Source organism: Caulobacter sp. 05T431 (assembly GCF_056665975.1).
Genome location: NZ_JBFTKU010000001.1, coordinates 163,424 through 184,191 on the forward strand (window position 1 = coordinate 163,424; position 20,768 = coordinate 184,191).

The 20,768-nt window shown below is 69.7% G+C and carries 23 protein-coding genes; 13 read left to right on the plus strand and 10 right to left on the minus strand.

Going from position 1 to position 20,768, the window contains the following annotated elements; genetic code table 11:
* Positions 1–4 precede the first annotated feature (4 nt).
* Positions 5–1,174, minus strand: a complete 1,170-nt coding sequence (locus AC1U89_RS00720) for an MFS transporter (RefSeq protein WP_479897724.1) — start codon at positions 1,172–1,174, stop codon at positions 5–7.
* 99 nt (positions 1,175–1,273) lie between these two features.
* Here AC1U89_RS00720 and AC1U89_RS00725 point away from each other — a divergent pair, with 99 nt between their 5' ends.
* Positions 1,274–2,188 carry a LysR family transcriptional regulator gene (locus tag AC1U89_RS00725; RefSeq protein WP_479897725.1) on the plus strand — a complete coding sequence of 305 codons (915 nt, stop codon included), beginning with the start codon at positions 1,274–1,276 and terminating at the stop codon, positions 2,186–2,188.
* 147 nt (positions 2,189–2,335) lie between these two features.
* Here the strand turns inward: AC1U89_RS00725 and AC1U89_RS00730 are convergent, their stop codons facing one another.
* The 4 genes from AC1U89_RS00730 to AC1U89_RS00745 all read right to left on the minus strand — a co-directional run bounded on the left by AC1U89_RS00730 (position 2,336) and on the right by AC1U89_RS00745 (position 5,243).
* On the minus strand, positions 2,336–2,812 hold the full coding sequence (locus AC1U89_RS00730; protein ID WP_479897726.1) for a cupin domain-containing protein: 477 nt from the start codon (positions 2,810–2,812) through the stop codon (positions 2,336–2,338).
* Positions 2,813–2,820: 8 nt separating this feature from the next.
* Complete coding sequence (locus AC1U89_RS00735; protein ID WP_479897727.1) at positions 2,821–3,741, minus strand: alpha/beta fold hydrolase; 921 nt, start codon at positions 3,739–3,741, stop codon at positions 2,821–2,823.
* A 150-nt stretch (positions 3,742–3,891) separates the two neighbouring features.
* Entirely contained in the window at positions 3,892–4,758 is an 867-nt protein-coding gene (locus tag AC1U89_RS00740; RefSeq protein WP_479897728.1) for a dienelactone hydrolase family protein, read from the minus strand.
* Between the two features lie 140 nt (positions 4,759–4,898).
* Positions 4,899–5,243 carry an L-rhamnose mutarotase gene (locus AC1U89_RS00745; protein ID WP_479897729.1) on the minus strand — a complete coding sequence of 115 codons (345 nt, stop codon included), beginning with the start codon at positions 5,241–5,243 and terminating at the stop codon, positions 4,899–4,901.
* A gap of 153 nt (positions 5,244–5,396) precedes the next feature.
* On the opposite strand from AC1U89_RS00745, the gene fucP reads away from it, so the two are divergent.
* Genes fucP through AC1U89_RS00780 form a run of 7 tightly spaced genes read left to right on the plus strand, consistent with a single transcriptional unit; the run spans position 5,397 to position 11,597 of the window.
* Positions 5,397–6,701, plus strand: a complete 1,305-nt coding sequence (fucP, locus tag AC1U89_RS00750) for an L-fucose:H+ symporter permease (protein ID WP_479897730.1) — start codon at positions 5,397–5,399, stop codon at positions 6,699–6,701.
* Complete coding sequence (locus AC1U89_RS00755; RefSeq protein WP_479897731.1) at positions 6,701–7,528, plus strand: amidohydrolase family protein; 828 nt, start codon at positions 6,701–6,703, stop codon at positions 7,526–7,528. Before fucP ends, AC1U89_RS00755 begins: the two co-directional genes overlap by 1 nt.
* A gap of 4 nt (positions 7,529–7,532) precedes the next feature.
* Complete coding sequence (locus AC1U89_RS00760) at positions 7,533–8,303, plus strand: IclR family transcriptional regulator (protein ID WP_479897732.1); 771 nt, start codon at positions 7,533–7,535, stop codon at positions 8,301–8,303.
* Positions 8,300–9,334 carry an aldo/keto reductase gene (locus tag AC1U89_RS00765; protein WP_479897733.1) on the plus strand — a complete coding sequence of 345 codons (1,035 nt, stop codon included), beginning with the start codon at positions 8,300–8,302 and terminating at the stop codon, positions 9,332–9,334. Before AC1U89_RS00760 ends, AC1U89_RS00765 begins: the two co-directional genes overlap by 4 nt.
* A gap of 10 nt (positions 9,335–9,344) precedes the next feature.
* Positions 9,345–9,641 (plus strand): UxaA family hydrolase, encoded by a 297-nt coding sequence (locus AC1U89_RS00770; RefSeq protein ID WP_479897734.1) that lies wholly within the window; start codon positions 9,345–9,347, stop codon positions 9,639–9,641.
* A gap of 2 nt (positions 9,642–9,643) precedes the next feature.
* Positions 9,644–10,855 carry a UxaA family hydrolase gene (locus AC1U89_RS00775; protein ID WP_479897735.1) on the plus strand — a complete coding sequence of 404 codons (1,212 nt, stop codon included), beginning with the start codon at positions 9,644–9,646 and terminating at the stop codon, positions 10,853–10,855.
* A 13-nt stretch (positions 10,856–10,868) separates the two neighbouring features.
* Entirely contained in the window at positions 10,869–11,597 is a 729-nt protein-coding gene (locus AC1U89_RS00780) for an SDR family oxidoreductase (protein ID WP_479897736.1), read from the plus strand.
* Positions 11,598–11,619: 22 nt separating this feature from the next.
* Here the strand turns inward: AC1U89_RS00780 and AC1U89_RS00785 are convergent, their stop codons facing one another.
* The 5 genes from AC1U89_RS00785 to AC1U89_RS00805 all read right to left on the minus strand — a co-directional run bounded on the left by AC1U89_RS00785 (position 11,620) and on the right by AC1U89_RS00805 (position 15,854).
* Entirely contained in the window at positions 11,620–11,847 is a 228-nt protein-coding gene (locus AC1U89_RS00785) for a hypothetical protein (protein ID WP_479897737.1), read from the minus strand.
* A complete protein-coding gene (locus AC1U89_RS00790; RefSeq protein ID WP_479897738.1) occupies positions 11,795–12,457 on the minus strand; it encodes an RNA polymerase sigma factor in 663 nt (220 codons plus the stop codon). The genes AC1U89_RS00785 and AC1U89_RS00790 overlap by 53 nt, the downstream gene beginning before the upstream one ends.
* Positions 12,458–12,572: 115 nt before the next feature.
* Complete coding sequence (locus tag AC1U89_RS00795; RefSeq protein ID WP_479897739.1) at positions 12,573–12,947, minus strand: flagellar protein FliS; 375 nt, start codon at positions 12,945–12,947, stop codon at positions 12,573–12,575.
* A complete protein-coding gene (gene fliD / locus AC1U89_RS00800) occupies positions 12,934–14,634 on the minus strand; it encodes a flagellar filament capping protein FliD (RefSeq protein WP_479897740.1) in 1,701 nt (566 codons plus the stop codon). Before fliD ends, AC1U89_RS00795 begins: the two co-directional genes overlap by 14 nt.
* A gap of 119 nt (positions 14,635–14,753) precedes the next feature.
* Entirely contained in the window at positions 14,754–15,854 is a 1,101-nt protein-coding gene (locus AC1U89_RS00805) for a flagellin N-terminal helical domain-containing protein (RefSeq protein WP_479897741.1), read from the minus strand.
* 320 nt (positions 15,855–16,174) lie between these two features.
* On the opposite strand from AC1U89_RS00805, the gene AC1U89_RS00810 reads away from it, so the two are divergent.
* The 5 genes from AC1U89_RS00810 to AC1U89_RS00830 are packed head-to-tail and all read left to right on the plus strand — an operon-like array spanning position 16,175 to position 20,666.
* Positions 16,175–16,459: a flagellar hook assembly protein FlgD gene (locus AC1U89_RS00810; protein ID WP_479897742.1), complete on the plus strand. Its 285-nt coding sequence runs from the start codon at positions 16,175–16,177 to the stop codon at positions 16,457–16,459.
* An 11-nt stretch (positions 16,460–16,470) separates the two neighbouring features.
* The gene (flgE, locus tag AC1U89_RS00815; RefSeq protein ID WP_479897743.1) at positions 16,471–17,748 is read left to right on the plus strand and encodes a flagellar hook protein FlgE; all 1,278 of its coding nucleotides are present in this window, start codon (positions 16,471–16,473) and stop codon (positions 17,746–17,748) included.
* Positions 17,748–18,059, plus strand: coding sequence for a hypothetical protein (locus AC1U89_RS00820; RefSeq protein ID WP_479897744.1), 312 nt, complete (start codon positions 17,748–17,750; stop codon positions 18,057–18,059). The genes flgE and AC1U89_RS00820 overlap by 1 nt, the downstream gene beginning before the upstream one ends.
* A 5-nt stretch (positions 18,060–18,064) precedes the next feature.
* Positions 18,065–19,768, plus strand: a complete 1,704-nt coding sequence (flgK, locus tag AC1U89_RS00825) for a flagellar hook-associated protein FlgK (RefSeq protein ID WP_479897745.1) — start codon at positions 18,065–18,067, stop codon at positions 19,766–19,768.
* A gap of 1 nt (position 19,769) precedes the next feature.
* A complete protein-coding gene (locus AC1U89_RS00830; RefSeq protein WP_479897746.1) occupies positions 19,770–20,666 on the plus strand; it encodes a flagellin in 897 nt (298 codons plus the stop codon).
* Positions 20,667–20,768: the final 102 nt, after the last annotated feature.

Genomic DNA, 20,768 nt, shown 5'->3' on the forward strand with positions numbered 1-20,768 from the left:
GAGATCAGAGGGCGGCGACGCGGGGAACGCGGCGCTCAAGAGAGAGGCTGAAGGCGGCCAGGGCAAGCGCCGACAGGGGCACGGCGGCGGCGACCAGGGGCACCGAGGCCAGGCCCGGGCCGTGGGCGATCACCGCCCCGCCCAGCCAGGCGCCGAAGGCGTTGCCCAGGTTGAAGGCGGCGATGTTCAGGCTGGAGGCCAGGCCCTGGCCCGCGCCGCCGGCCTGGGACAGCACCCGCATCTGCAGCGGGGCGACGGTGGCGAAGGCGGCCGCGCCCAGGCCGAAGGCGGCGACCACCGCCCCGATCCGGTCGTGGAAACCGAAGGCCGAAGCGACCAGCACCAGGGTCAGGATGGCCAGGCTGCCCAGCAGGGCCGGAGCCAGGGCCTTGTCGGCCCAGCGGCCGCCCACCAGGTTGCCCCCGACCAGGCCCGCGCCGAACACCAGCAGGATCGGCGAGACCGCTTCCTTCGAGAAGCCGGCCAGCTCGGTCAGGATCGGCTGGATGTAGGTGAAGACCGCGAACACCCCGCCGAAGCCGAGGACGGTCATGGCCAGGCCCATCTGCACCTGCGGGCGGGCCAGGACGGCGAACTCCTCGCGCAGCGGGGCGAGCTCGGCGACGTCCTTCTCGCGCGGGACCAGGGCCGCCAGCACGACGAAGGCGACGAGGCCGATCGCGCCCACGGCCCAGAAGGTGGCGCGCCAGCCGAAGGCCAGGCCCAGCCACGAACCGAACGGCACGCCCAGCAGGGTCGCCAGGGTCAGGCCGGTGAACATGATCGCGATGGCCGAGGCCTTGCGCTGGGGCGGGACAAGGCTGACGGCGACCAGCGAGCCGACGCCGAAGAAGGTGCCGTGGGCCAGGGCCGTGACGATCCGCGCGGCCATCAGCAGGCCGTAGGTCGGGGCCAGGGCGGCGGCGACGTTGCCGATCGTGAAGATGGCCATCAGCACCAACAGGGTGGTCTTGCGGGGCAGGCGGCGGGTGGCGATCGTCAGGATCGGCGCGCCGACGAACACCCCCAGGGCGTAGCCGGTCATCAGCAGGCCGGCCTGCGGGATCGAGACCCCGAGGTCGGCCGAGACCTGCATCAGCAGGCCCATGATGACGAATTCGGTGACGCCGATCCCGAAGGCGCCGACGGTCAGGGCGTAGAGGGCGAGGGGCACGACAGGAACTCCGAAGGATTTCGAACCGCCGAGATAGTGCCCGCCGCCATCATGAATTAGATTGGAGGAAAGCACCGCACCTGTGAGTTGAAGTCAAAGATGGCCAGGCTGGAGATCAACCGTTCGGGCGAGATGGAGGTCTTCGCCCGCGCCGTGGAGCTGGGCGGGTTCTCGCCCGCCGCGCGCGCGCTGAAGATGACGCCCTCGGCGGTGAGCAAGCTGATCGGGCGGATGGAGGCGCGGCTGGGGGCCCGTCTGATCAACCGCTCGACCCGCAAGCTGACCCTGACGGCCGAGGGCGAACTGTTCCATGAGCGGACCCTGCGGCTGCTGGCCGACCTGGACGAGGCCGAGAGCGCGGTGGCCGCCAACACGACCCCGCGCGGCCGGGTGCGGATCAATTCCAACGTGCCGTTCGGCCTGCACCACCTGCTGCCGCTGGTCCCGCGCTTCTCGGCGGCCTATCCGAAGGTGATCCTCGACATCGTGCTCAGCGACACGGTCGTGGACCTGATGGACGCCCGCACCGACGTCGCCATCCGGGTGGGGCCGATGCGCGCCTCGCAGCTGATGGCCCGMAAGCTGGGCGAGAGCCCGATGGCCGTGGTGGCCTCGCCCGACTACCTGGCCCGCCACGGCGCCCCGAAGACCCCGCGCGATCTGGCCGCCCACAACTGCATCGGCTTCAACTTCACCCGCCATTGCGACAAGTGGCCGTTCCTGGACGGCGGCGAGCGCCTGTCCCTGCCGGTGCACGGCGACGCCACGGCGGGCGACGGCGAGACCTCGCGCCAGCTGGTCCTGGTCGGCCAGGGCCTGGCGCGGCTGTCGCACTTCCACATCGGCCCCGACCTCGCCGCCGGCCGGCTGGTCCCCGTGCTGGAGGCCTATAATCCCGGCGACGTCGAGGAACTGCACGCGGTCTATGTCGGCCACGGCGGCCAGCTGCCCAGCCGGGTGCGGGCCCTGATCGACTTCCTGGTCGCGGAGGTCGATCTGCATGGGGTGCGCTAACAAAACTCCGCTCATCCCGGCGAATGCCGGGACCCAGATCCCAAAGCGGTGCGGATGATTGGAAGGGCTCAGCGCTTTTGGCGTCAGCCTCAAAGCCATTCCATCTGGGTCCCGGCATTCGCCGGGATGAGCGGATTCAAGAGGGCCCTACGGCTTGGGCGCCGCCGCGGGATCGACATAGACCGTGTCGGTCGGGCCCTGGCCGAAGATGTAGACCACCACCGGCTCGTCCCGCGTCAGGGCGAAGTGATGGTCGCCCGCCGGCTCGGTATAGAAGCTGCCCGGCGGCAGGGCCTTGACCTTGGCCTCGTCGGCCTTGTCGCCGTAGCCGAAGAACCAGGTGCCCGAGATGACCACCGCCGTGCGCTCGTCGCGGTGGCTGTGGGCGGCGATCCGGGTGTTGGCCGGGGCCGACAGCCGGATCGTGTAGGGTCCGGGCTTGGTCGGGTCGCCGGCCAGGACCGAGGTCTGGATGCCGGCCACGCCCGAGGAGCCGGGACCGGCCCCGCCCCGGGCCAGGGCGGCGGCCTCGGTCGGGGTGAGACGCAGCTCCGGGCTGGGCGCGGCGCCGGCGCCCGTCGTGGTCAGCAGGACCGCGACGAAGGCCAGCGCGAGGGTCTTCATGGGGGCCCTCACAGGGGCTTGTCCAGGAACGGACGCACCAGGGCGATCGTGCCCTTGGGGTTCTCTTCCATGATCCAGTGGCCCGAGGCCGGCACCACGCCCTCGGTGACGTTGTCGGCGGCGGCGCGCATGACCGTGGCCATCATCGGACCGAACGACTTCTCGCCGCCCAGGGCCAGCACCGGCATGGTCAGCTTGCCGTACTGGGCCAGGAAGGCCTTGTTGTCGACGGCGTCCTGGTCGAAGGCGTGGAACTGCTCGAAGCCGGCGTGCATGGCGCCCGGCCGGGCGTAGAGCGCGGCGTAGTGGACCCGGGCGTCCTCGGTGAAGTTGGCCGGATTGGCCGAGAACTCGTTCCAGAAGCGGTCCAGATAGATGCGCTCGCGGCCGGCGACCAGGCGCTCCATGTCGGGCCCGCCGAACCGGAAGTGCCACAGCAGCGGGTTCTTCAGGACCTCTTCCCACGGACCGATGCCCGGCACCGGGGCGTCGATCAGCACCAGGCGGGTGACGCGCTTCTGGTTCTGCACCGTGAGGGCGTAGGCGACCATGTTGCCGATGTCGTGGGCGACCACGTCGGTCTTGTCGATCTTCAGCGTGTCCAGCACCCCGATCATGTCGGTGGCTTGCGTCTTCTTGTCATAGCCGCCGGCCGGCTTGGTCGACAGGCCCATGCCGCGCAGGTCGGGGACCACCACGGTGTGGTCGCGCGCCAGGTCGGCCGCCATCGGCGCCCACATGTCGCCGGTCTCGCCGTAGCCGTGCAGCAGCAGGACGGCCGGGCCGTGGCCGCCGACCCGGACGTGGATCGTCGTGCCGTTGGTGGTGATCTCCTGGGTCTTGAACGACGCCGGGAAGGCGGGGATTTCAGCGTGGGCGACACTCGCCAACGACAGCAACGCGACAACCCATAGCAACAGACGCTTCATGGCGAACCTCCTGATTTCGGTACGCCTATCTGCGCCTTGCTCCGCCCGGGCGGATTGGACGATTCCGCCGGGACTCGGCGTTTTCCGTCGGGCCGCCTCGCCGTCGCCGATCCGGCGACGACGAGGTTCGGACGCCCGGCGTTCGGACCGTCAGGCCAGGGCGCGCTTGTAGAGCGCCAGCAGGTTGGCCCACGCCTTCTCGGCGGCGGGCTCGTTGTAGACGGCGCTGCCCTTGACGGTCCAACCGTGGGCCGCGCCCTCGAAGACCTCGACCTGGGCCGGGCGCTTGGCCTCGGCGAAGGCGGCCTTCAGCTTGTCCTTCACGGTCGGATCCTGCTTGTCGTCGTTGTCGGCGACCTCGATCAGGTACTCGGCGTGGGTCTTGGGGATCAGCAGGTGCGGGCTGGTCGGCTGGTCGGTGACCAGGCCGCCGCCGTGGAAGGTGGCCACCGCGCCGATGCGGGCCGGGACCGCTCCGGCGGTGCGGAACGACAGCGGGCCGCCCATGCAATAGCCCTGGACGCCGGCCTTCTTGGCCTTGTTGGTCTGGGGCTGGGCGTCGAGGAAGGCCAGATAGGCRACGGCGTCGCGATCGGTGCCTTCCGGTGTCACGGTGGCCCGCAGCGGGGTCAGCTTGGCGCGGTCGTCGGGCTTGGAGAAGTCGAAGGTCCCGTCGATCACCGGCGCCTTCTTGGCGCGGTAGTAGAGGTTGGGCGCCAGCACCACATAGCCGGCCGCGGCCAGGCGTTTGCCCATGTCTCGGAACGCCGGGCGCAGGCTCAGCACGTCGGGCCAGATCAGCACCGCCGGCCACTTACCCTTGCCCTCGGGGTAGAACAGGGCGGCGTCGGACACGCCGTCGGGGGTCTTGATCTCGACGTCCTTCTCGACGACCGGGGCCTGCGCCCCGGCCGAGGTGGCGGCGATCCCGCCCAGGGCGGCGGCGGCCAGGCCGAAGGTCCGGCGCGACAGGCGGGGATCGTGGACCAGACCCGGGTGGATATCGTCGTCACACATGCGAGCAGCTCCGTCGGTGCGGCAGGGGGATGGGGCGCACCCATTACCGCATGACCCAAGCTCGAAAATGTTTCAACGGGGAAACGTCGTTCGACGAACCGGCGCCGCCACGCGACCAACGTCGCCGGCCGGTCGACCTATCATCCGTGTTCGGCCAGGTCGAAGATGCGGGTCGCCGGCGTCCATTTCTCGCCCGGCGCCGCCCAGGACAGGGCCTTCTGCAGCGCCCCCATCATCGCCTCCCAGGCCTGAACGTCCGGATCGGCGGCGTCGGCGGCGGCCTTGGCCTCCGGCGAGAAGTTCGGACCGGTCTCCATGATCATGAACAGCCGGGGACCGGTCAGCCAGATCTGCATCTCCAGGATGCCCGCCGCCCGGATCGACCGGGTCACCGCCTCGGGCGGCCCGCCGGGCGCGTGCCAGCGCCGATAGGCGGCGATCGTCTCGGGATCGTCGTGCAGGTCCAGCGCCAGGCAGTGCCGCATCCGGTGTTCCTTCCCTAGCATCGCTTTTGTTTTCATATTTGACGCGACACATCACATGTGATGCTTTTCGTTCCAGACAAACAGGGGCGGGTCAACCGCCCCCGGGCCAGACAAACGGGAGCGGGTCAACCGTCCCCAAGGGAGGAACCCGCCTTGGACAAGAGTCCCCCGCAACGGACGGCGTTGGCGCCGTTGATCCTGATCGTCGCCCTGTTCTTCCTGTGGGGCGTGGCAAACAACCTCAACGACGTGCTGATCCCGCATCTGAAAAAGGCCTTCTTCCTCAATGACCTGCAGTCGGGCCTGGTGCAGTCGGCCTTCTATCTGGGCTATTTCTTCCTGGCCCTGCCGGCCAGCGTGGTGATGCGCCGCTGGGGCTACAAGGCCGCGGTGATCGTCGGCCTGCTGCTGTTCGGCCTGGGCGCCCTGCTGTTCTACCCCGCCGCCGAGGTCCGGCAGTATTCGTGGTTCCTGGCCGCCCTGTTCGTCCTGGCCTCGGGCCTGGCCTTCCTGGAGACCTCGGCCAATCCGCTGATCACCGTGCTGGGCGACCCGGCCAAGGCCGAGCAGCGCCTGAACTTCGCCCAGGCCTTCAACCCGCTGGGCTCGATCACCGCCGTGGTGATGGGCCGACAGTTCATCCTGTCGGGCGTGGAGCCGACCAAGGCCCAGTTCGCCGCCATGACCCCGGCCCAGTTGGACGCCTTCCAGACCGCCGAGGCCCATTCCACCCAGGTCCCGTATCTGGTCATCGCCGGGGTGGTGCTGGCCTGGGCCCTGCTGGTGGCCTTCACCAAGTTCCCCCACCAGGCCGGGCGTCCCGATCCCGGCGAGGCCGACGCCGGCCTGCCCGCCGCCCAGGCCATCCCCGCCCTGCTGGCCCGGCCGCGCTTCCTGTTCGGGGTGGCGGCCCAGTTCTTCTATGTCGGCGCCCAGGTCGGGGTCTGGAGCTACATGATCCGCTACGCCCAGCACGAGGTCCCGGGCATGGGCGAGAAGACGGCGGCGGCCTATCTGTCGTGGTCGCTGGTCGGCTTCATGGCCGGACGCTTCCTCGGCGCGGCCGCCATGGGCCGCGTGCGCCCCGCCCTGCTGATGGGCCTGTTCGCGGCGATCAATGTCGGCCTGACCCTGGTCGCGGCCCTGGTCGGCGGCAAGGTCGGACTCCTGGCCCTGGCCGCCACCAGCGTCTTCATGTCGATCATGTTCCCGACCATCTTCGCCGGCTCGCTGAAGGGGCTGGGCCCGCTGACCAAGACCGGCGCGTCGTTCCTGGTGATGAGCATCATCGGCGGGGCGGTGCTGACGGCCGCCATGGGCGCCCTGTCGGACGCCAGCGCCATCAACTTCGCCATCCTGGTGCCCTGCGCCTGCTTCGCCGTGGTCGGGCTGTTCGGCTTCACGGCCGGCCGCGCCACGCGCGAGGACCTGCGGGCCGCCCCGGTGGGAGCCCACTAGTGCTGATCGACGCCCATCAGCATTTCTGGCGCGTGGGCGAGAACGGCTTCTCCTGGCCCACGCCCGACCTGGCGGCCATCCACCGCGACTTCGGGCCGGGCGACCTGGCGGCGGTCGGCGGGGCCGTCGGCCTGGCCGGGTCGGTGCTGGTGCAGTCCCAGGCCGACGACCGCGACACCGACTGGCTGCTGGACCTGGCCGCCGACGAACCGCTGGTGCTGGGCGTGGTGGGCTGGGCCGACCTGGCGGCGCCCGGCGCCCCGGCCCGCATCGCCGCCCTGGCGGGGCGTCCCAAGCTGCGCGGCCTGCGGCCGATGCTGCAGGACCTGGACGACGACGCCTGGATCGCGTCGCCCGACCTCGATCCCGCCCTGGACGCCATGGTCGCCCACGGCCTGTCGCTGGACGCCCTGGTCCTGACCCGCCACCTGCCGCACCTGCTGGACCTTGCCCGCCGCCGGCCCGACCTGGCCATCGTCATCGACCATGGCGCCAAGCCGCCGATCGCCACCGGCGACGGGACCGAGGCGTGGGCGCGGGGCGTCGAGGCCCTGGCCGAGCCGCCGCAGGTCTTCTGCAAACTGTCGGGCCTGCTGACCGAGGCCGCGCCGGGGCAATCGCCCGAAGCGTTGGCGCCCTATGTCCGCCGCCTGGTTTCGGTGTTCGGCCCCCAGCGGCTGATGTGGGGCAGCGATTGGCCGGTGCTGGACCTGGCCGGCGACTACGGCGGCTGGCTGGCCCTGGCGAAGACCCTCAGCGGCCTGACCGATCCGGCCGACCTGGCGGCCCTGTTCGGCGGGACATGTCGCCGCTTCTATCGGATATAGCGCCATGGCCGAGTCCGAAGACACCCTCTCCAAATACCGCGCCCCCGCCCTGGAAAAGGGCCTGGACGTCCTCGAACTGCTGGCGGCGCGGGGCGAGCCGATGGGCATGGTCCAGATCGCCGCGGCGCTGAACCGCTCGGTCAGCGAGCTGTTCCGTATGGTCCAGGTGCTGCAGCACCGGGGCTACATCGCCGACACCGCGACCGGCGAAGGCCTGGTCCTGACCGACAAGCTGTTCTCGCTGGGCATGGCCCGCGCCCCGACCCGGACGGTGCTGGAGGCCGCCCTGCCGGTGATGCGGCGGCTGTCCGACACGATCCGCCAGTCCTGCCACCTGGCGGTGGCCAGCGCCGACCAGATGGTGGTGGTGGCGCGGATCGAGGCGCCCGGCAACCTCGGCTTCTCGGTTCGGGTCGGCTACCACCGGGCCATCGTCGAGGCGACCTCGGGCCTGGTGCTCTACGCCTTCCAGCCCGAACAGGTCCGGGCCGAGTGGCGCGCCCGGCTGGAGCCGACGCTCGCCCCTACAGCCTGGGCCGGCTTCGAGGCCAGGGCCAAGAAGGCCCGGGCCGACCGGCACGTCCTGGCTCCCAGCGACGTGACCCGACTGGTGGTCGATCTTTCCGCGCCGATCTTCGGACCCGACGGCGTCGCCGCCGCCCTGACCTCGCCCTATGTCGAGACGCCCACCTCCATCTCGGTGCCCGACACCATCGCCGCCATCCGGGCGGCCGCCGACGAGATCTCGGTCGAACTCGGAGGCCCCTTCCCGTGACCCTGGCCGACGCCCCGTCCGTTTCCCGCGGCCGCGCGAGCCGGCCGGGCCTGCCGCCGCTGGGCTTCGGGGCCGCCGGGATCGGCAATCTCTACGCCGCCATGAGCGACGCGGCGGCGCGCGAGGCGGTCGAGGCCGCCCTGGCCGCGGGCCTGGCCTATTTCGACACCGCCCCGCACTACGGCTTCGGCCTCAGCGAGACCCGCCTGGGCGCGATCCTGCCGCCCGGGGCCAAGGTCTCGACCAAGGTCGGCCGGCTGCTGCGCCCCGCGCCCGAGGTCGACCCGGCGGCCGAGCGCCACGGCTTCGTCGCCGCCGCGCCGTTCGAGCCGGTGTTCGACTATTCCTACGACGGGGTCATGCGGTCGTTCGAGGCCAGCCTGAAGCGCCTGAAGCGCGACCGCGTCGAGGTGCTGCTGGCCCACGACCTGGGCGCGGCCACCCACGGCGCGGACGACCTCGCGCGGCGGCGCCAGTTCTTCGACGGCGGCTACAAGGCCATGCGGGCGTTGCGCGACGGCGGGGCGGCGGACGCCATCGGCCTGGGCGTCAACGAGTGGGAGATCTGCGACGCGGCGCTGGACGAGGGCGACTTCGACGTCTTCCTGCTGGCCGGCCGCTACACCCTGCTGGAGCAGACGGCGCTGGACCGCTTCCTGCCGCGCTGCGCCGCCCGCGACGTGTCGATCATCGTCGGCGGCCCGTTCAATTCCGGCGTGCTGGTCGAGGGCGTCAGGGCTGGCGCCCACTACAATTACGGCCCCGCCTCGGCCGCGGTCCTGGACCGGGTGCGCAGGCTGGAAGCGGTCTGCCAGGCCCACGCCACGCCCCTGGCGGCGGCGGCCCTGCAATTCCCGTCGGCCCACACCCAGGTGGTCAGCGTCATCCCCGGCCTCTCCAGCCCGAGCCAGGTGCGCCAGGCCCTGGCCTGGGCCGACCACGCCATTCCCGACGCCCTGTGGGACGATCTCCGCGCCCAGGGCCTGCTGCATCCCGACGCGCCGACGCCGCGCGCGAAGACCCTGTCCTGAGAGCGTACCGATGAGCCTGATCCTGCTGCATCCCGACGACAACGTGCTGGTGCTGAGCGCGCCGGTCCACGCGGGCCAGGTCGTGACCATCGACGGTCAGCCGGTGATCGCCGGGGCGGACGTCGGGGTCGGCCACAAGCTGGCCCGCCGCGCCCTGGCGGTCGGCGACAAGGTGCTGAAATACGGCGCGCCGATCGGCTCGATCACCGCCCCCGTGGCCGCCGGCGGCCACGTCCACCTGCACAACATGAAGAGCGACTACATCGCCAGCCACACCCGGCAGGCGACCGGTTCGGAAGGACACTGACCATGGCTCAGGCCCTGCGAGGCTATCTGCGGTCCGACGGCCGCAAGGGCATCCGCAACGTGGTGGCGGTGGCCTATCTGGTGGAATGCGCCCACCACGTGGCCCGCGCGATCGTGACCCGGAGCGACGACGCCGACGTCCACCTGATCGGTTTCCCCGGCTGCTACCCCAACGCCTATGCGCTGAAGGTCATGCAGGCGATCACCACCCACCCCAATGTCGGCGGGGTGCTGCTGGTCTCGCTGGGCTGCGAGAGCTTCAACCGCGAGCAGCTGCGCGCGACCATCGAAGCCAGCGGCCGTCCGGTCGAGACCCTGGTGATCCAGGAGAGCGGCGGCACGGCCAGCACCATCGCCAAGGGCCTGGAGGCGGTGGAACGCCTGCGGGCGATCGCCGCCGGGACGCCGGTGACGCCGATGGACGTCTCGGAACTGGTGATCGGCACGATCTGCGGCGGCTCGGACGGCACCAGCGGCATCACCGCCAATCCCGCCGTCGGCCGCGCCTTCGACCGCCTGGGCGCGGCGGGGGCGGCCTGCGTGTTCGAGGAGACCGGCGAACTGGTCGGCTGCGAGCGGATCATGGCCGACCGGGCGATCACCCCGGAACTGGGCGTGGAGCTGGAGCGCAGCGTCCGGAAGGCCGAGGCCTACTACACCGTAATGGGCTACGGCAGCTTCGCGCCCGGCAACGCCGAGGGCGGGCTGACCACCCAGGAAGAAAAGTCGATGGGAGCCTATTCCAAGTCCGGATCGGCGCCGATCGTGGGCATCCTCAAGCCCGGCGACCTGCCGCCCAGCGGCGGGCTCTACCTGCTGGACGTGGTGCCCGACGGCGAGCCGCGCTTCGGCTTTCCCAACATCTCCGACAACGCCGAGATCGTCGAGCTGATCGCCTGCGGCGCCCACCTGACCCTGTTCACCACCGGCCGCGGCTCGGTGGTCGGCTCGGCGATCTCGCCGGTGATCAAGGTCTGCGCCAATCCCGAGACCTACCGCAAGCTGGCCGGCGACATGGACGTCGACGCCGGGCGGATCATGGAGGGGCGCGGCACGCTGGACGAGGTGGGCGACGAGATCCACGACCTGGTGCTGGCCGTGGCCGGCGGGGCGCGCACGGTCTCCGAGGCGCTGGGCCACCAGGAATTCATCCTCACCTACAAGGCCTTCGACCCGATCGGTCCGGCCTGCCTGCCGCTGCGGCGGGCCAGCTAGCGAGTAACGACAGATGGGAAGACTTTCCGGCAAGACCGCCCTGGTCACGGCCGCCGGCCAGGGCATCGGCAAGGCCAGCGCCGAGCTGTTCGCCCGCGAAGGGGCGCGGGTGATCGCCACCGACATCAACGCGGCGCTGCTGGGCGAGCTGCAAGGCTGCGAGGTCCGCCGCCTGGACGTGCTGGACCCGAAGGCCATCCTCGACCTGGCCGCGGAGCTCGGTCCAGTGGACGTGCTGTTCAACTGCGCCGGCGTGGTCCACAGCGGGACGATCCTGGACTGCGACGAGGCGGCCTGGGCGTTCTCGACCGACCTGAACGTCACCGCCCAGTACCGGATGATCCGCGCCTTCCTGCCGGCCATGCTGGCGGCGGGCGGCGGCTCGATCGTGAACATGTCGTCGGTGGCCAGCTCGATCAAGGGCGTGCCCAACCGCTTCGCCTACGGCGCCACCAAGGCGGCGGTGATCGGCCTGACCAAGGCCGTGGCGGCCGATTTCGTCGGCCAGGGCGTGCGCTGCAACGCCATCTGCCCCGGCACGGTCGAAACCCCGTCCCTGAACCAGCGCCTGGCCGACACCGGCGACTACGAGGCCGCGCGAGCGGCCTTCACCGCCCGCCAGCCGATGGGGCGCCTGGGCCGGCCCGAGGAACTGGCCCAGCTGGCGCTGTACCTGGCCAGCGACGAGTCGGCCTTCACCACCGGCCAGATCCACATCATCGACGGCGGCTGGATCAACTGATCCGGCCCGGGCGCGCACCGGCTCAGGCGTCGCGCTCCACCCGGCCCAGGGTCCTGTCCACCAGGCCGTCCAGGTCGCCGGCGTCGTCGCCGAACATCATGAAGTCGTCGGCGCTGGCCTGGGCGAACAGCGCCACCGCCTCGTCGGACACGGCCAGCAGGGCGACGGCGGCCTCGGCCTCGTCGGGCGGCCAACGCTCAAGATCGGCCCCCAGGCTGGCGAGGCTGGCTTTGAACCGGGCGATATCCATGGCTACAGATCTTCTTCTGTCTCTGGAGATTGGTCTTCAGCGCCGCACGCCCCCGTTTGAGGAGCGACCGCACCGCCTGTTCCGAACAGCCCAGGACGTCGGCGATTCTACCAACGTCCAGCTCCTCGAAATAGAACATAGTCAGGGCCTGGTTCTGGGCGGCCGGCAGGCGGTCCAGGGCCAGGCGCAGGCCCTTGGCGCTTTCCATCCGCTCGAGGCGGACCTGAGCGTCCTCGGGTCGGGCCGCGCGCTGGTCGGCGTCGGCCAGGCGGGCGATCACCTCCTGCGGCTCGGGCGAGGCCTGGGAGACGCCGCGTAGCGATCGCCGCCGGTCGATGGCCTTGTTGACCGCCACCCGGTGCAGCCAGGTCGAGAACCGCGCCTCGGGCCGCCAGTCCAGCCGCGCCCGCCACACCGCCACGAACACCTCCTGGGCGACGTCCTCGGCCTCGTGCACGTCGCCCAGCACGTTCAGCGCCAGCCGCCGCACCAGCCGCATGTGGCGCTCGACCAGCAGGCGGAACGCGTCCGGCTCGTCGCCGGCGCAGGCCAGGAACAGGTCCTCGTCCGAGCGGAGATCGGAAAGAGTGTTGTTCGTCGAACCAGGCATTGTTTCGGTCCAATCCAGAGCGTGTCTGAAAACAGGACAGGCAAAACAGAGGCCACATTTCAAATAACTTCGTTAGTAAAACTAACGGATATTTGAAGGAAATATTTCTGCCATACTATTGTACTCCCCTGAGACACTTACAAAACGGTTGTAGCAAGTCGAGCATTTTTTGATACAGCGGCGACATACTGCGTCGGCGGGAGGCCTCGGTGAGCGTTTCCAGCAAGGAACGGTAAAACCGGCGAAGCATCGCGCCGTCCTGTCCGGCGGCCGAAAAGTCCAGGCTGGTCGACAGCACCATCAGGATCTGGGTGGCGCGGGCGGCGTGGCGGCACATTTGATCCAGCGCCCCGGCCTCGTGGGCCGATTTTGCCGAGGCGATCGCGCGATGCAGCTCCTCGTGCACGGCGGCGAGCACGTCGCGCGGGTTCTGGTTCAGATTGCGGGCGGCCGCGTAGGCCCCCAGGGCTCTGGCGTTAGCTGTCGTCATCGCTGGTGCTGGCTCCGAGAATGGCTTTGATCTGCTGTTGAAGAAGCTTGGCGGCCGAGAGCTCGCTCTCCATGGTCGCGTACTTGGCGACCAGCTTGGTCCGGTAGTCCTCGGCGTCGGTCCGGATGTCGTCGGCCTTGCTGGTCAGGTCGGTGTCGCTGGTTTCCAGGCTGGCGATCTGGGTCTGGATCGTACCGTTGGTCGTGTTGGCGTAGCCGCTGAGCAGGCTGGTGATCTTGTTGGCGAAGCCCTGCTGCACCTTGACGGCGATCGCGCCGCTCGCGGCCGGAGACAGGGCGAAGGACAGGCCTTCGTAGATCGTGCCCTTGGCGCCGGTGATCAGGCTGCCGACCACGGTGAACAGGCCGCTCTTGCCGCCCACCGTCACGTCGGTGATCGCCCCGTCCACGGCGGTGACGTCCAGGCTGAAATCGAACGACTGGGTCGTGGCGTTCTTCATCAGCTTCAGGCCGGCGTTGTCGGTCGAGAAGCTGGTCTCGAAGAAGCTCGCCACGCTGGAGAGGTTCGTCAGCAGCAGGTTGTCCAGGGTGGTCTCGCTGGACAGCTGCAACTGGTTGCTGGAATCGAAGGTGAGGCCCAGGCCGGACAGGTCGGAGACATCGTCGCCGGCCGAGGCGGGCGAGCCCGACAGCACCGCCGACAGCTGGCGGTTGACGTCGCGCAGGATGCTGTCGGCGAACAGCACCGCGTCGTCCGCCACCGTGCCGTCCGAACCCACGGTCTGGTTGGTCGCCACGAAGGCGCGCAAGGCGTTGTAGGCGGTGATGAAGCCGGTGATCGCCGTCTTGATGTCGTCGTAGTTGGCCTCGACGTCGAGCGTGATGGTCTGGCCGGTGGTCGTGTCCTGCAGCAGCGAGATCGACAGGCCCGGGATCACGTCGGTCAGCTCGTTGCCGTCGCTGGTGATGGTCTGCTGGTCGACGGTGACGATCGACGGCTGCGCGGCCTGAAGCTCCGAGGCGAAGGCGCCGGTGGAGTCGGTCAGGCCAATGCCCAGGGCCACGTCGTCGCCCGAGGTGGTCGAGACGCTGATGGCCTGGTTGGTGTCGCTGGTCGACAACACCAGCCGCGCGCCGGTCCCGGTGCTGATCACCGTGGCCGTCACCCCGCTGGTCGCGGTCTGGGCGTTGATGGCGGTCGACAGGTCGTTCAGCGTCATGCCGCTGGTCACCGTGATGTCGACGGCGCTCCCGTTCGCGGCGCCGATCGACATCACCCCGTCCAGCCCCAGGGCGGTCTTGGCCGAAGCCTGGGTGGCCGACGCCACCTTCTGGGCCTTGGCCAGCTGGGTGACGGTGATCTCGTAGGAGGCCGCGACCGCGTCGCTGTCGGCGCTGACCGCCAGGATGTCGGTGGCGTCCGCCCCGTCCGAGGCGGTCAGATAGGCCTGCTTCTCGTCGAAGGCGTTGGTGGTGGTCGAGATCGCGCTGTAGGTCGACGAGGCCAAGCTGGACATCGAGTCCGACACCGCCTGCAGCAGCGACTGCAGGGTCTGGTAGGACGAGATCTTGGTCTTGTTGGCGGTGACCTTGGCGTCGATCGTGTCGGCACGGGCGGTCTTCTGGGCGACGGCCGCGTCGATGATGGCGTCGGTGTCCAGGCCCGACACCGTGCCGGTGACGTAGCTGGTCGAGCCCGAGGTCGAAACGCTGCTGGTCGTGGTCATGGTTGGCCTATTGGGGCGGGCCTGCTGGAAGGGCGGGGAAAAGCGGCGGGAGGGTCAGGGAGACCCTCCCGCCGAGGTCACGGACGCCKGCGGGGAGCCGACGGCGTCCGTCGATGGACCTACTGCAGCAACTTCAGCAGCGACTGGCTCATCTCGTTGGCCTTGCCGAGAGCGGCGATGGCGGCCGAGGTGAGGGTCGAGGCGTTGGTGTAGTTGGTCTGCTCCGAGGCGATATCGACGTCCGAGATCGCCGATTTCGCCGACTGCAGGTTCTCCAGCGAGGTGGAGATCACGTCGCCGCGGTACTCGAAGCGCGACAGGGTGGCGCCGACATTGGCCCGGGCCTCGGAGACCTGGGTGATGGCGGAGTCGATCGCGTCCATCGCCGTGGCCGCCGAGGCGGCGCTGGTGATCGACGTCGCGTCGATGCCCAGGGACGCCGTGTCGGCGGCCTCGAGCTTGACGCTGATCGTGTCGCTGCTGCTGGTGCCGACCAGGAAGTCGACGCCCGTACCGTTGGTGTAGGCGCTGGTTCCCGTGCCGGCCGTGGCCGTCCAAGTGACCGTGTTGACGGAGTCCGCCAGCAGGTCCTCGGCGGTGGCCTTGGCCGTGCCGGTCGCGTTCAGCAGGAGCGCGCCGGTGTCGTCGACATAGTCGCCCACATCGACGGTGGTCGCGGTGCCGTCGGCCAGGTAGCTGACGGCGCCCAGGCTGGTGTTGCCCGTGGCCACCTTGAAGTAGTCGGTGTCCAGCGTGCCCGCGCTGCCGGCGGTCCCCAGCGTGGTCGTTACCGAGGTCCCGCTGGAAGACAGCAGGGCCACCCCGTTGAAGTTGGTCGTCGACGCGATGTCGTCGATTTCGTCCTTCAGCTGGGTGTATTCGGCGTTGATGTAGCTGAGGTCGTCGGTGCTGGAGCTGCCCGACTGCGCCTGGGCCGTCAACGACTTCATCCGTTGCAGGATGTCGGCGATGTTGGACAGGGCGCCGTCGGCCGTGTTGAGCACCGAAGTGCCGCTGGTGACGTTGGTGGCGGCTTGGTTCAGCACGGTGATGTCAGCGTTCATGGACGTCGCGATGGCGAGACCCGAGGCGTCGTCCTTGGCGCTCACGATCCGCGAGCCGCTCGACAGCTTGGCCAGGGATTCGCTCTGCGCGGCGCTGTTGGTGTTCAGGTAGCGCAGGGCGGTGTTGGCCGCTGTGTTGGTGGAGATGACAGGCATTTTCTAATCCGGCTCTCTAGCTAGAGGCCGCGTCGGACGACCCGGCGCGGGAAGCCTCCCGCCGTTCTGCGCGGTCAGGCTTCACCGGGTTGAACGAGACCCCCTCGCCGTATGGGGCGGACTATTTTCGTCTGCGCCAAAGGTAGGGACACACACTCACCCCGAAGCCTCCGCCGGGATCGCCCAGGCCTTGCCGTGAGTGTGTGTCCCCGTCTTCGTCCCGGACATTTCGAGCGGTCCGAAAAAACACCGCCCCATCCGGCGACCCCGCTCCGTTGAACCCTGYGAACGACGCCGCCCGGCGTCATTGGAGGGTTCCCATGACCGCCATCGCCTCGACCACCAGCGCCGCGACCACGGCCGCCACCAGCACGTCGTCCAGCACGACGGCCCTGGGCACGACCGACTTCCTGAAGCTGCTGATGACGCAGCTGACCAACCAGAACCCGCTCGATCCGCAGGACCCCACCGAGTTCACCAGCCAGCTGGCGACCTATTCGGGCCTCGAGCAGCAGATCAACATGAACCAGACGCTGACGACGATGTCCGACAACATGTCGTCGCTGCTGACCCAGGTTCAGCTGCTCGCTTCCGGCCAGAGCTAGGAGCGCGAGCGATGAGCCTTTCGTCCGCCCTCTCGACCGCGGTGTCGGGCCTGTCGGCCCAGAGCATGGCCCTGGCCGCCATCTCCGAGAACATCGCCAACTCCTCGACCACGGCCTACAAGACCAAGGAGGTCGACTTCCAGTCGCTGGTCACCGGCGCCATGGGCTCGGCCAAGTCGACCAGCTCGGTGGTCGCCAAGGCTAGCCAGGCCCTGAACGTCGGCGGAGTGATCTCCTCGACCGCCACCTCGACCAACGTCGCCATCGACGGCGCGGRCTTCTTCGTGGTCTCGGCCCATCCGGGCGACACGTCGTCGGACCTGGTCTACAGCCGCAACGGCAGCTTCTCGACCGACGCCGACGGCTATCTGGTCAATAGCGAGGGCTACTACCTCCAGGGCCTGCCCACCGACGCCGACGGCAACGTCCTGGCCAGCAACGCCAGTGACCTGTCCAGCCTGCAGGCGATCAATTTCAACTCGATCGGCGGCACGGCCAAGGCCACCGAGAACGTGACGATGTCGGCCAACCTGCCGGCCGACGCCACCACGGGCCAGTCCTTCACCACCAGCATGGAGGTGATCGACTCCCTCGGCGTCAGCCACACCGTCGGCCAGAMCTGGACCAAGACCGCCGACAACACCTGGTCGCTGGCCCTGGCCAATCCGACCCTGACCTCGGACGGGACCACCACCTCGGGCGTGATCAGCCCGTCCACGGTGTCGGTGACCTTCAACACCGACGGCAGCCTGGCCTCGACCAATCCCTCGCCGGTGGCGATCAGCATCACCGGCTATTCGACCGGCGCGGCGACCAGCGGCATCACCCTGAACCTGGGCACCTCGGGCGGCACCGACGGCCTGACCCAGTTCGCCTCGACCTCCTCGACCCTGTCGATCACCCCGACCATCGAGCAGGACGGCGCCAACTACGGCGAGCTGTCGGGCGTGACCATCGACGCCAACGGCCTGGTCACGGCCAATTTCGACAACGGGGTCAGCCTGGCGATCTACCAGATCCCCGTCGCCACCTTCAGCAATCCCAACGGCCTGACCCACGTCTCGGGCACGGTCTATGACGAGAACACCAACGCCGGCCAGGTGCACGTCAACCTGCCGGGCGACGGCAGCTCCGGCACGCTGGTGGCCAGCGCCCTGGAGGGCTCGACCACCGACATCGCCACCGAGTTCAACAAGATGATCATCGCCCAGCAGGCCTATTCGGCGGCCTCGCAGGTGATCACCACCACCAAGGGGATGTTCGACACCCTGATCCAGGCCGTGCGCTGATGGGGACGATCGAACGTCTGAGGCTGCGCGCCGAACGCTCCCGACGGGCGGGCGCCGAGGCCCCGCTGGTCGCCACGGTCGAGGAGGCCCGGGCCCTGGCGCGCGGCGTGGCCGAGGGCCTGGCCGCCGCCCCCGAGGCCGACCGCCTGCTGCTGCTGGCCAGCCTGCACGAAGTGCAGGCGGCGCTGGGCGCGCGGCTGTCGCGGCTGGACGCCGAGATGGGCGAGGGCCGCGAGCGGATCGGCGCGGTCAACCGCGGCCTGTCGGCCCACGCCGGCTATTCCCACCGCCCATCGCCACGCAAGGGCTGACCGCCATGTCGCTGTCCTCGATCATCGGCGCGGCGAGCTCGGCCCTGACGGCGTCGCAGAGCCGGATCGCGGTGGCCAACCTCAACGTCGCCAACGCCGACGACGCGACCTACACCCGCAAGAGCGTCACCAGCGCGGTCAGCACCACGACCCAGACCCTGTCGGACGCCACCATCCTGCGGGTCGCCGACGCCTATCTGAGCAAGACCGTGCTGAAGACGGCCGCCGCCGCCGGGGGCGACGCGGTGGCCGACAGCTACCTGCAGTCCTATGACGCGGCCCTGGGCTCGACCGCCACCGGCGACGACGTCTCCAGCCTGGTCTCGGCCTTCCAGACCGCCCTGACGGCCCTGTCGTCCGGCGCCGACGCCACCAGCAAGGCCCAGCTGGTCTCCGACGCCGCCGACCTGGCCCAGGGGATCAGGAGCCTGTCCGGCGAGGTCCAGGCCTTGCGCACCCAGGCCAACACCCAGATCGAGACCACGGTCGGCACGATCAACCAGACGCTCAAGAGCCTGGCCTCGCTGAACGACCAAGTCGCCACCGTCACCGCCCAGGGCGGCGACGCCACCAGCCTCGAGGACCAGCGCGACGCGGCCCTGACCACCCTGTCGGGCTTGATGGGCGTCTCCAGCTATGTCACGGCCGACAACCAGCTGCGGGTCTACACCACCGGCGGCGACGCCCTGCTGGGCACCACGGCCGCCACGCTCAGCTACACCGCCTCGAGCACGCTGGGCGCGGGCGCGACCTATCCCGGCGCGATCTCGGGCATCCTGCTGAACGGCAAGGACATCACCGCCAGCCAGTCCTCTGGCGAACTGGGGGCCCTGGTCACCCTGCGCGACCAGACCCTGCCGGCCCAGCAGGACCAGCTGGACCAACTCGCTTCGACCCTGATCACCCAGGTCAACGCCGTGACCAACGCCGGGACCTCGGTCCCCGCGCCCGCCAGCCTGACCAGCGCGGCAACGGTCTCGGCCTCCGACCCGCTGTCGGCGACCGGGACCCTGCGCGTGGCGGTGACCGACTCCGCCGGCAAGGTGGTCTCGACCCAGGACCTGGACCTTTCCAGCTACGCCACGGTCGGCGACCTGGTCACGGCGCTGAACGGGGTCAGCGGCCTGTCGGCCAGCATCGGCGCGGACGGCAAGCTGACCATCGCCACGACCGACAGCGCCAACGGCGTGGCCCTGGCCGACGACGGCGCGGCCATCTCGGCGAAGTTCGGCTTCAACGACCTCTTCACCGGCTCGACCGCGTCCGACATCGGCGTGTCGACCCGGCTGGCCAACGACGCGAGCGGCCTGCCGACGGCGGCCCTGTCGACGACCTCGACCCTGGCGGTCGGCGATCTGGCCCTGGCCTCGGGCGACAGCACGGTCGCCGACAAGCTCTCCAGCCTGTTGACCGCCTCGGTGTCGTTCGCCGCGACCGGAAGCCAGGGGGCCAAGACCGTCAGCCTGGCGTCCTTCGCGTCCAGCTTCGTCTCCCAGGCCGCGACCCTGATCTCGACCGCGTCCACCACCAGCGCCGCCTCGACCGCCGCCAACGACGCGGCCGTCTCGCGGTTGCAGAACCTGACGGCGGTGAACGTCGACGAGGAGTTGGCCAACATCACCCAGTACCAGACCCAGTACGAAGCCAACGCCCAGCTGATCTCGATCGCCAAGGCGCTGTTCGAGACGCTGGTGAACATGGTGAGCTGAAATGCTGAACCGCGTCGCCAGCTTCGCCCACACCAGCGCCATGACCGCCGCCAGCCTGAAGGTCCAGGCCAAGCTGGCCGACCAGCAGACGCAGACCGCCTCGGGCCTGAAGGCCCAGACCTACGGCGGGATCGCCCAGAGCACGGCCAGCATCCTGACCCTCGGCAATCAGAGCGCCCGCCTGACCGCCGACAACACCGCCGCCTCGTCCGCCGCCGCCTACGTCCAGGCGGCCTATTCGGCGGTGGGCGAGATCGCCGACCTGGCCACCACCATCAAGACCCAGCTGTCCTCGATGATGAGCAGCTCGACCCTGGACGCCGCCACGGCCGGCCAGTACGCGGCCGACTGGCTGACTGACCTGCAGGCCCTGCTCAACAGCCAGCAGGGCGGGACCTATCTGTTCTCGGGCCAGGCCACCGACACGGCCCCGGTCGATTTCACCGCCGCCGGCTACGACCCGACGGCGGGGGCGGACACGAGCTACTACGGCGGCGCGGCCACGGGCCGGACCTTCTCCGGCTCGGACGGCCAGACGGTGTCGCTGTCGGTCTCGGCCGGTTCGTCGGCCTTCGAGCAGCTGGCGCGGGCCATCGCCACGGTCGCCGCCAACCCGACGGACACCGACGCCATCGCCAGCGCCTACGCTCTGTCGGGGGAGGCGCTGACCGGCGTGGGCACGCTGCAGGAGACCATCGCCATCCAAGCCTCGTCCCTGCAGACGATCACCGACCGCAACACCGCCAAGATCGACGCCATCGACGCCTTGGTCACCGACCTGAAAGGCGCCGACCTGACGGAGGCCGCGGTGCTGACCACCCAGTACCAGACCCAGCTGGAGGCCCTCTACTCGATGATCAGCACGCTCGCGTCGCTGAGCCTGAGCAAGTACCTCTAGGGCTGTCCACGCCGACCTTCTGAGATTCCTGGGCGATCTCCCAGAACGGCGGAGCTACGGCCGATTTCTACCTGTGGCTGTTAATTCGAGGGAAAAGAATCC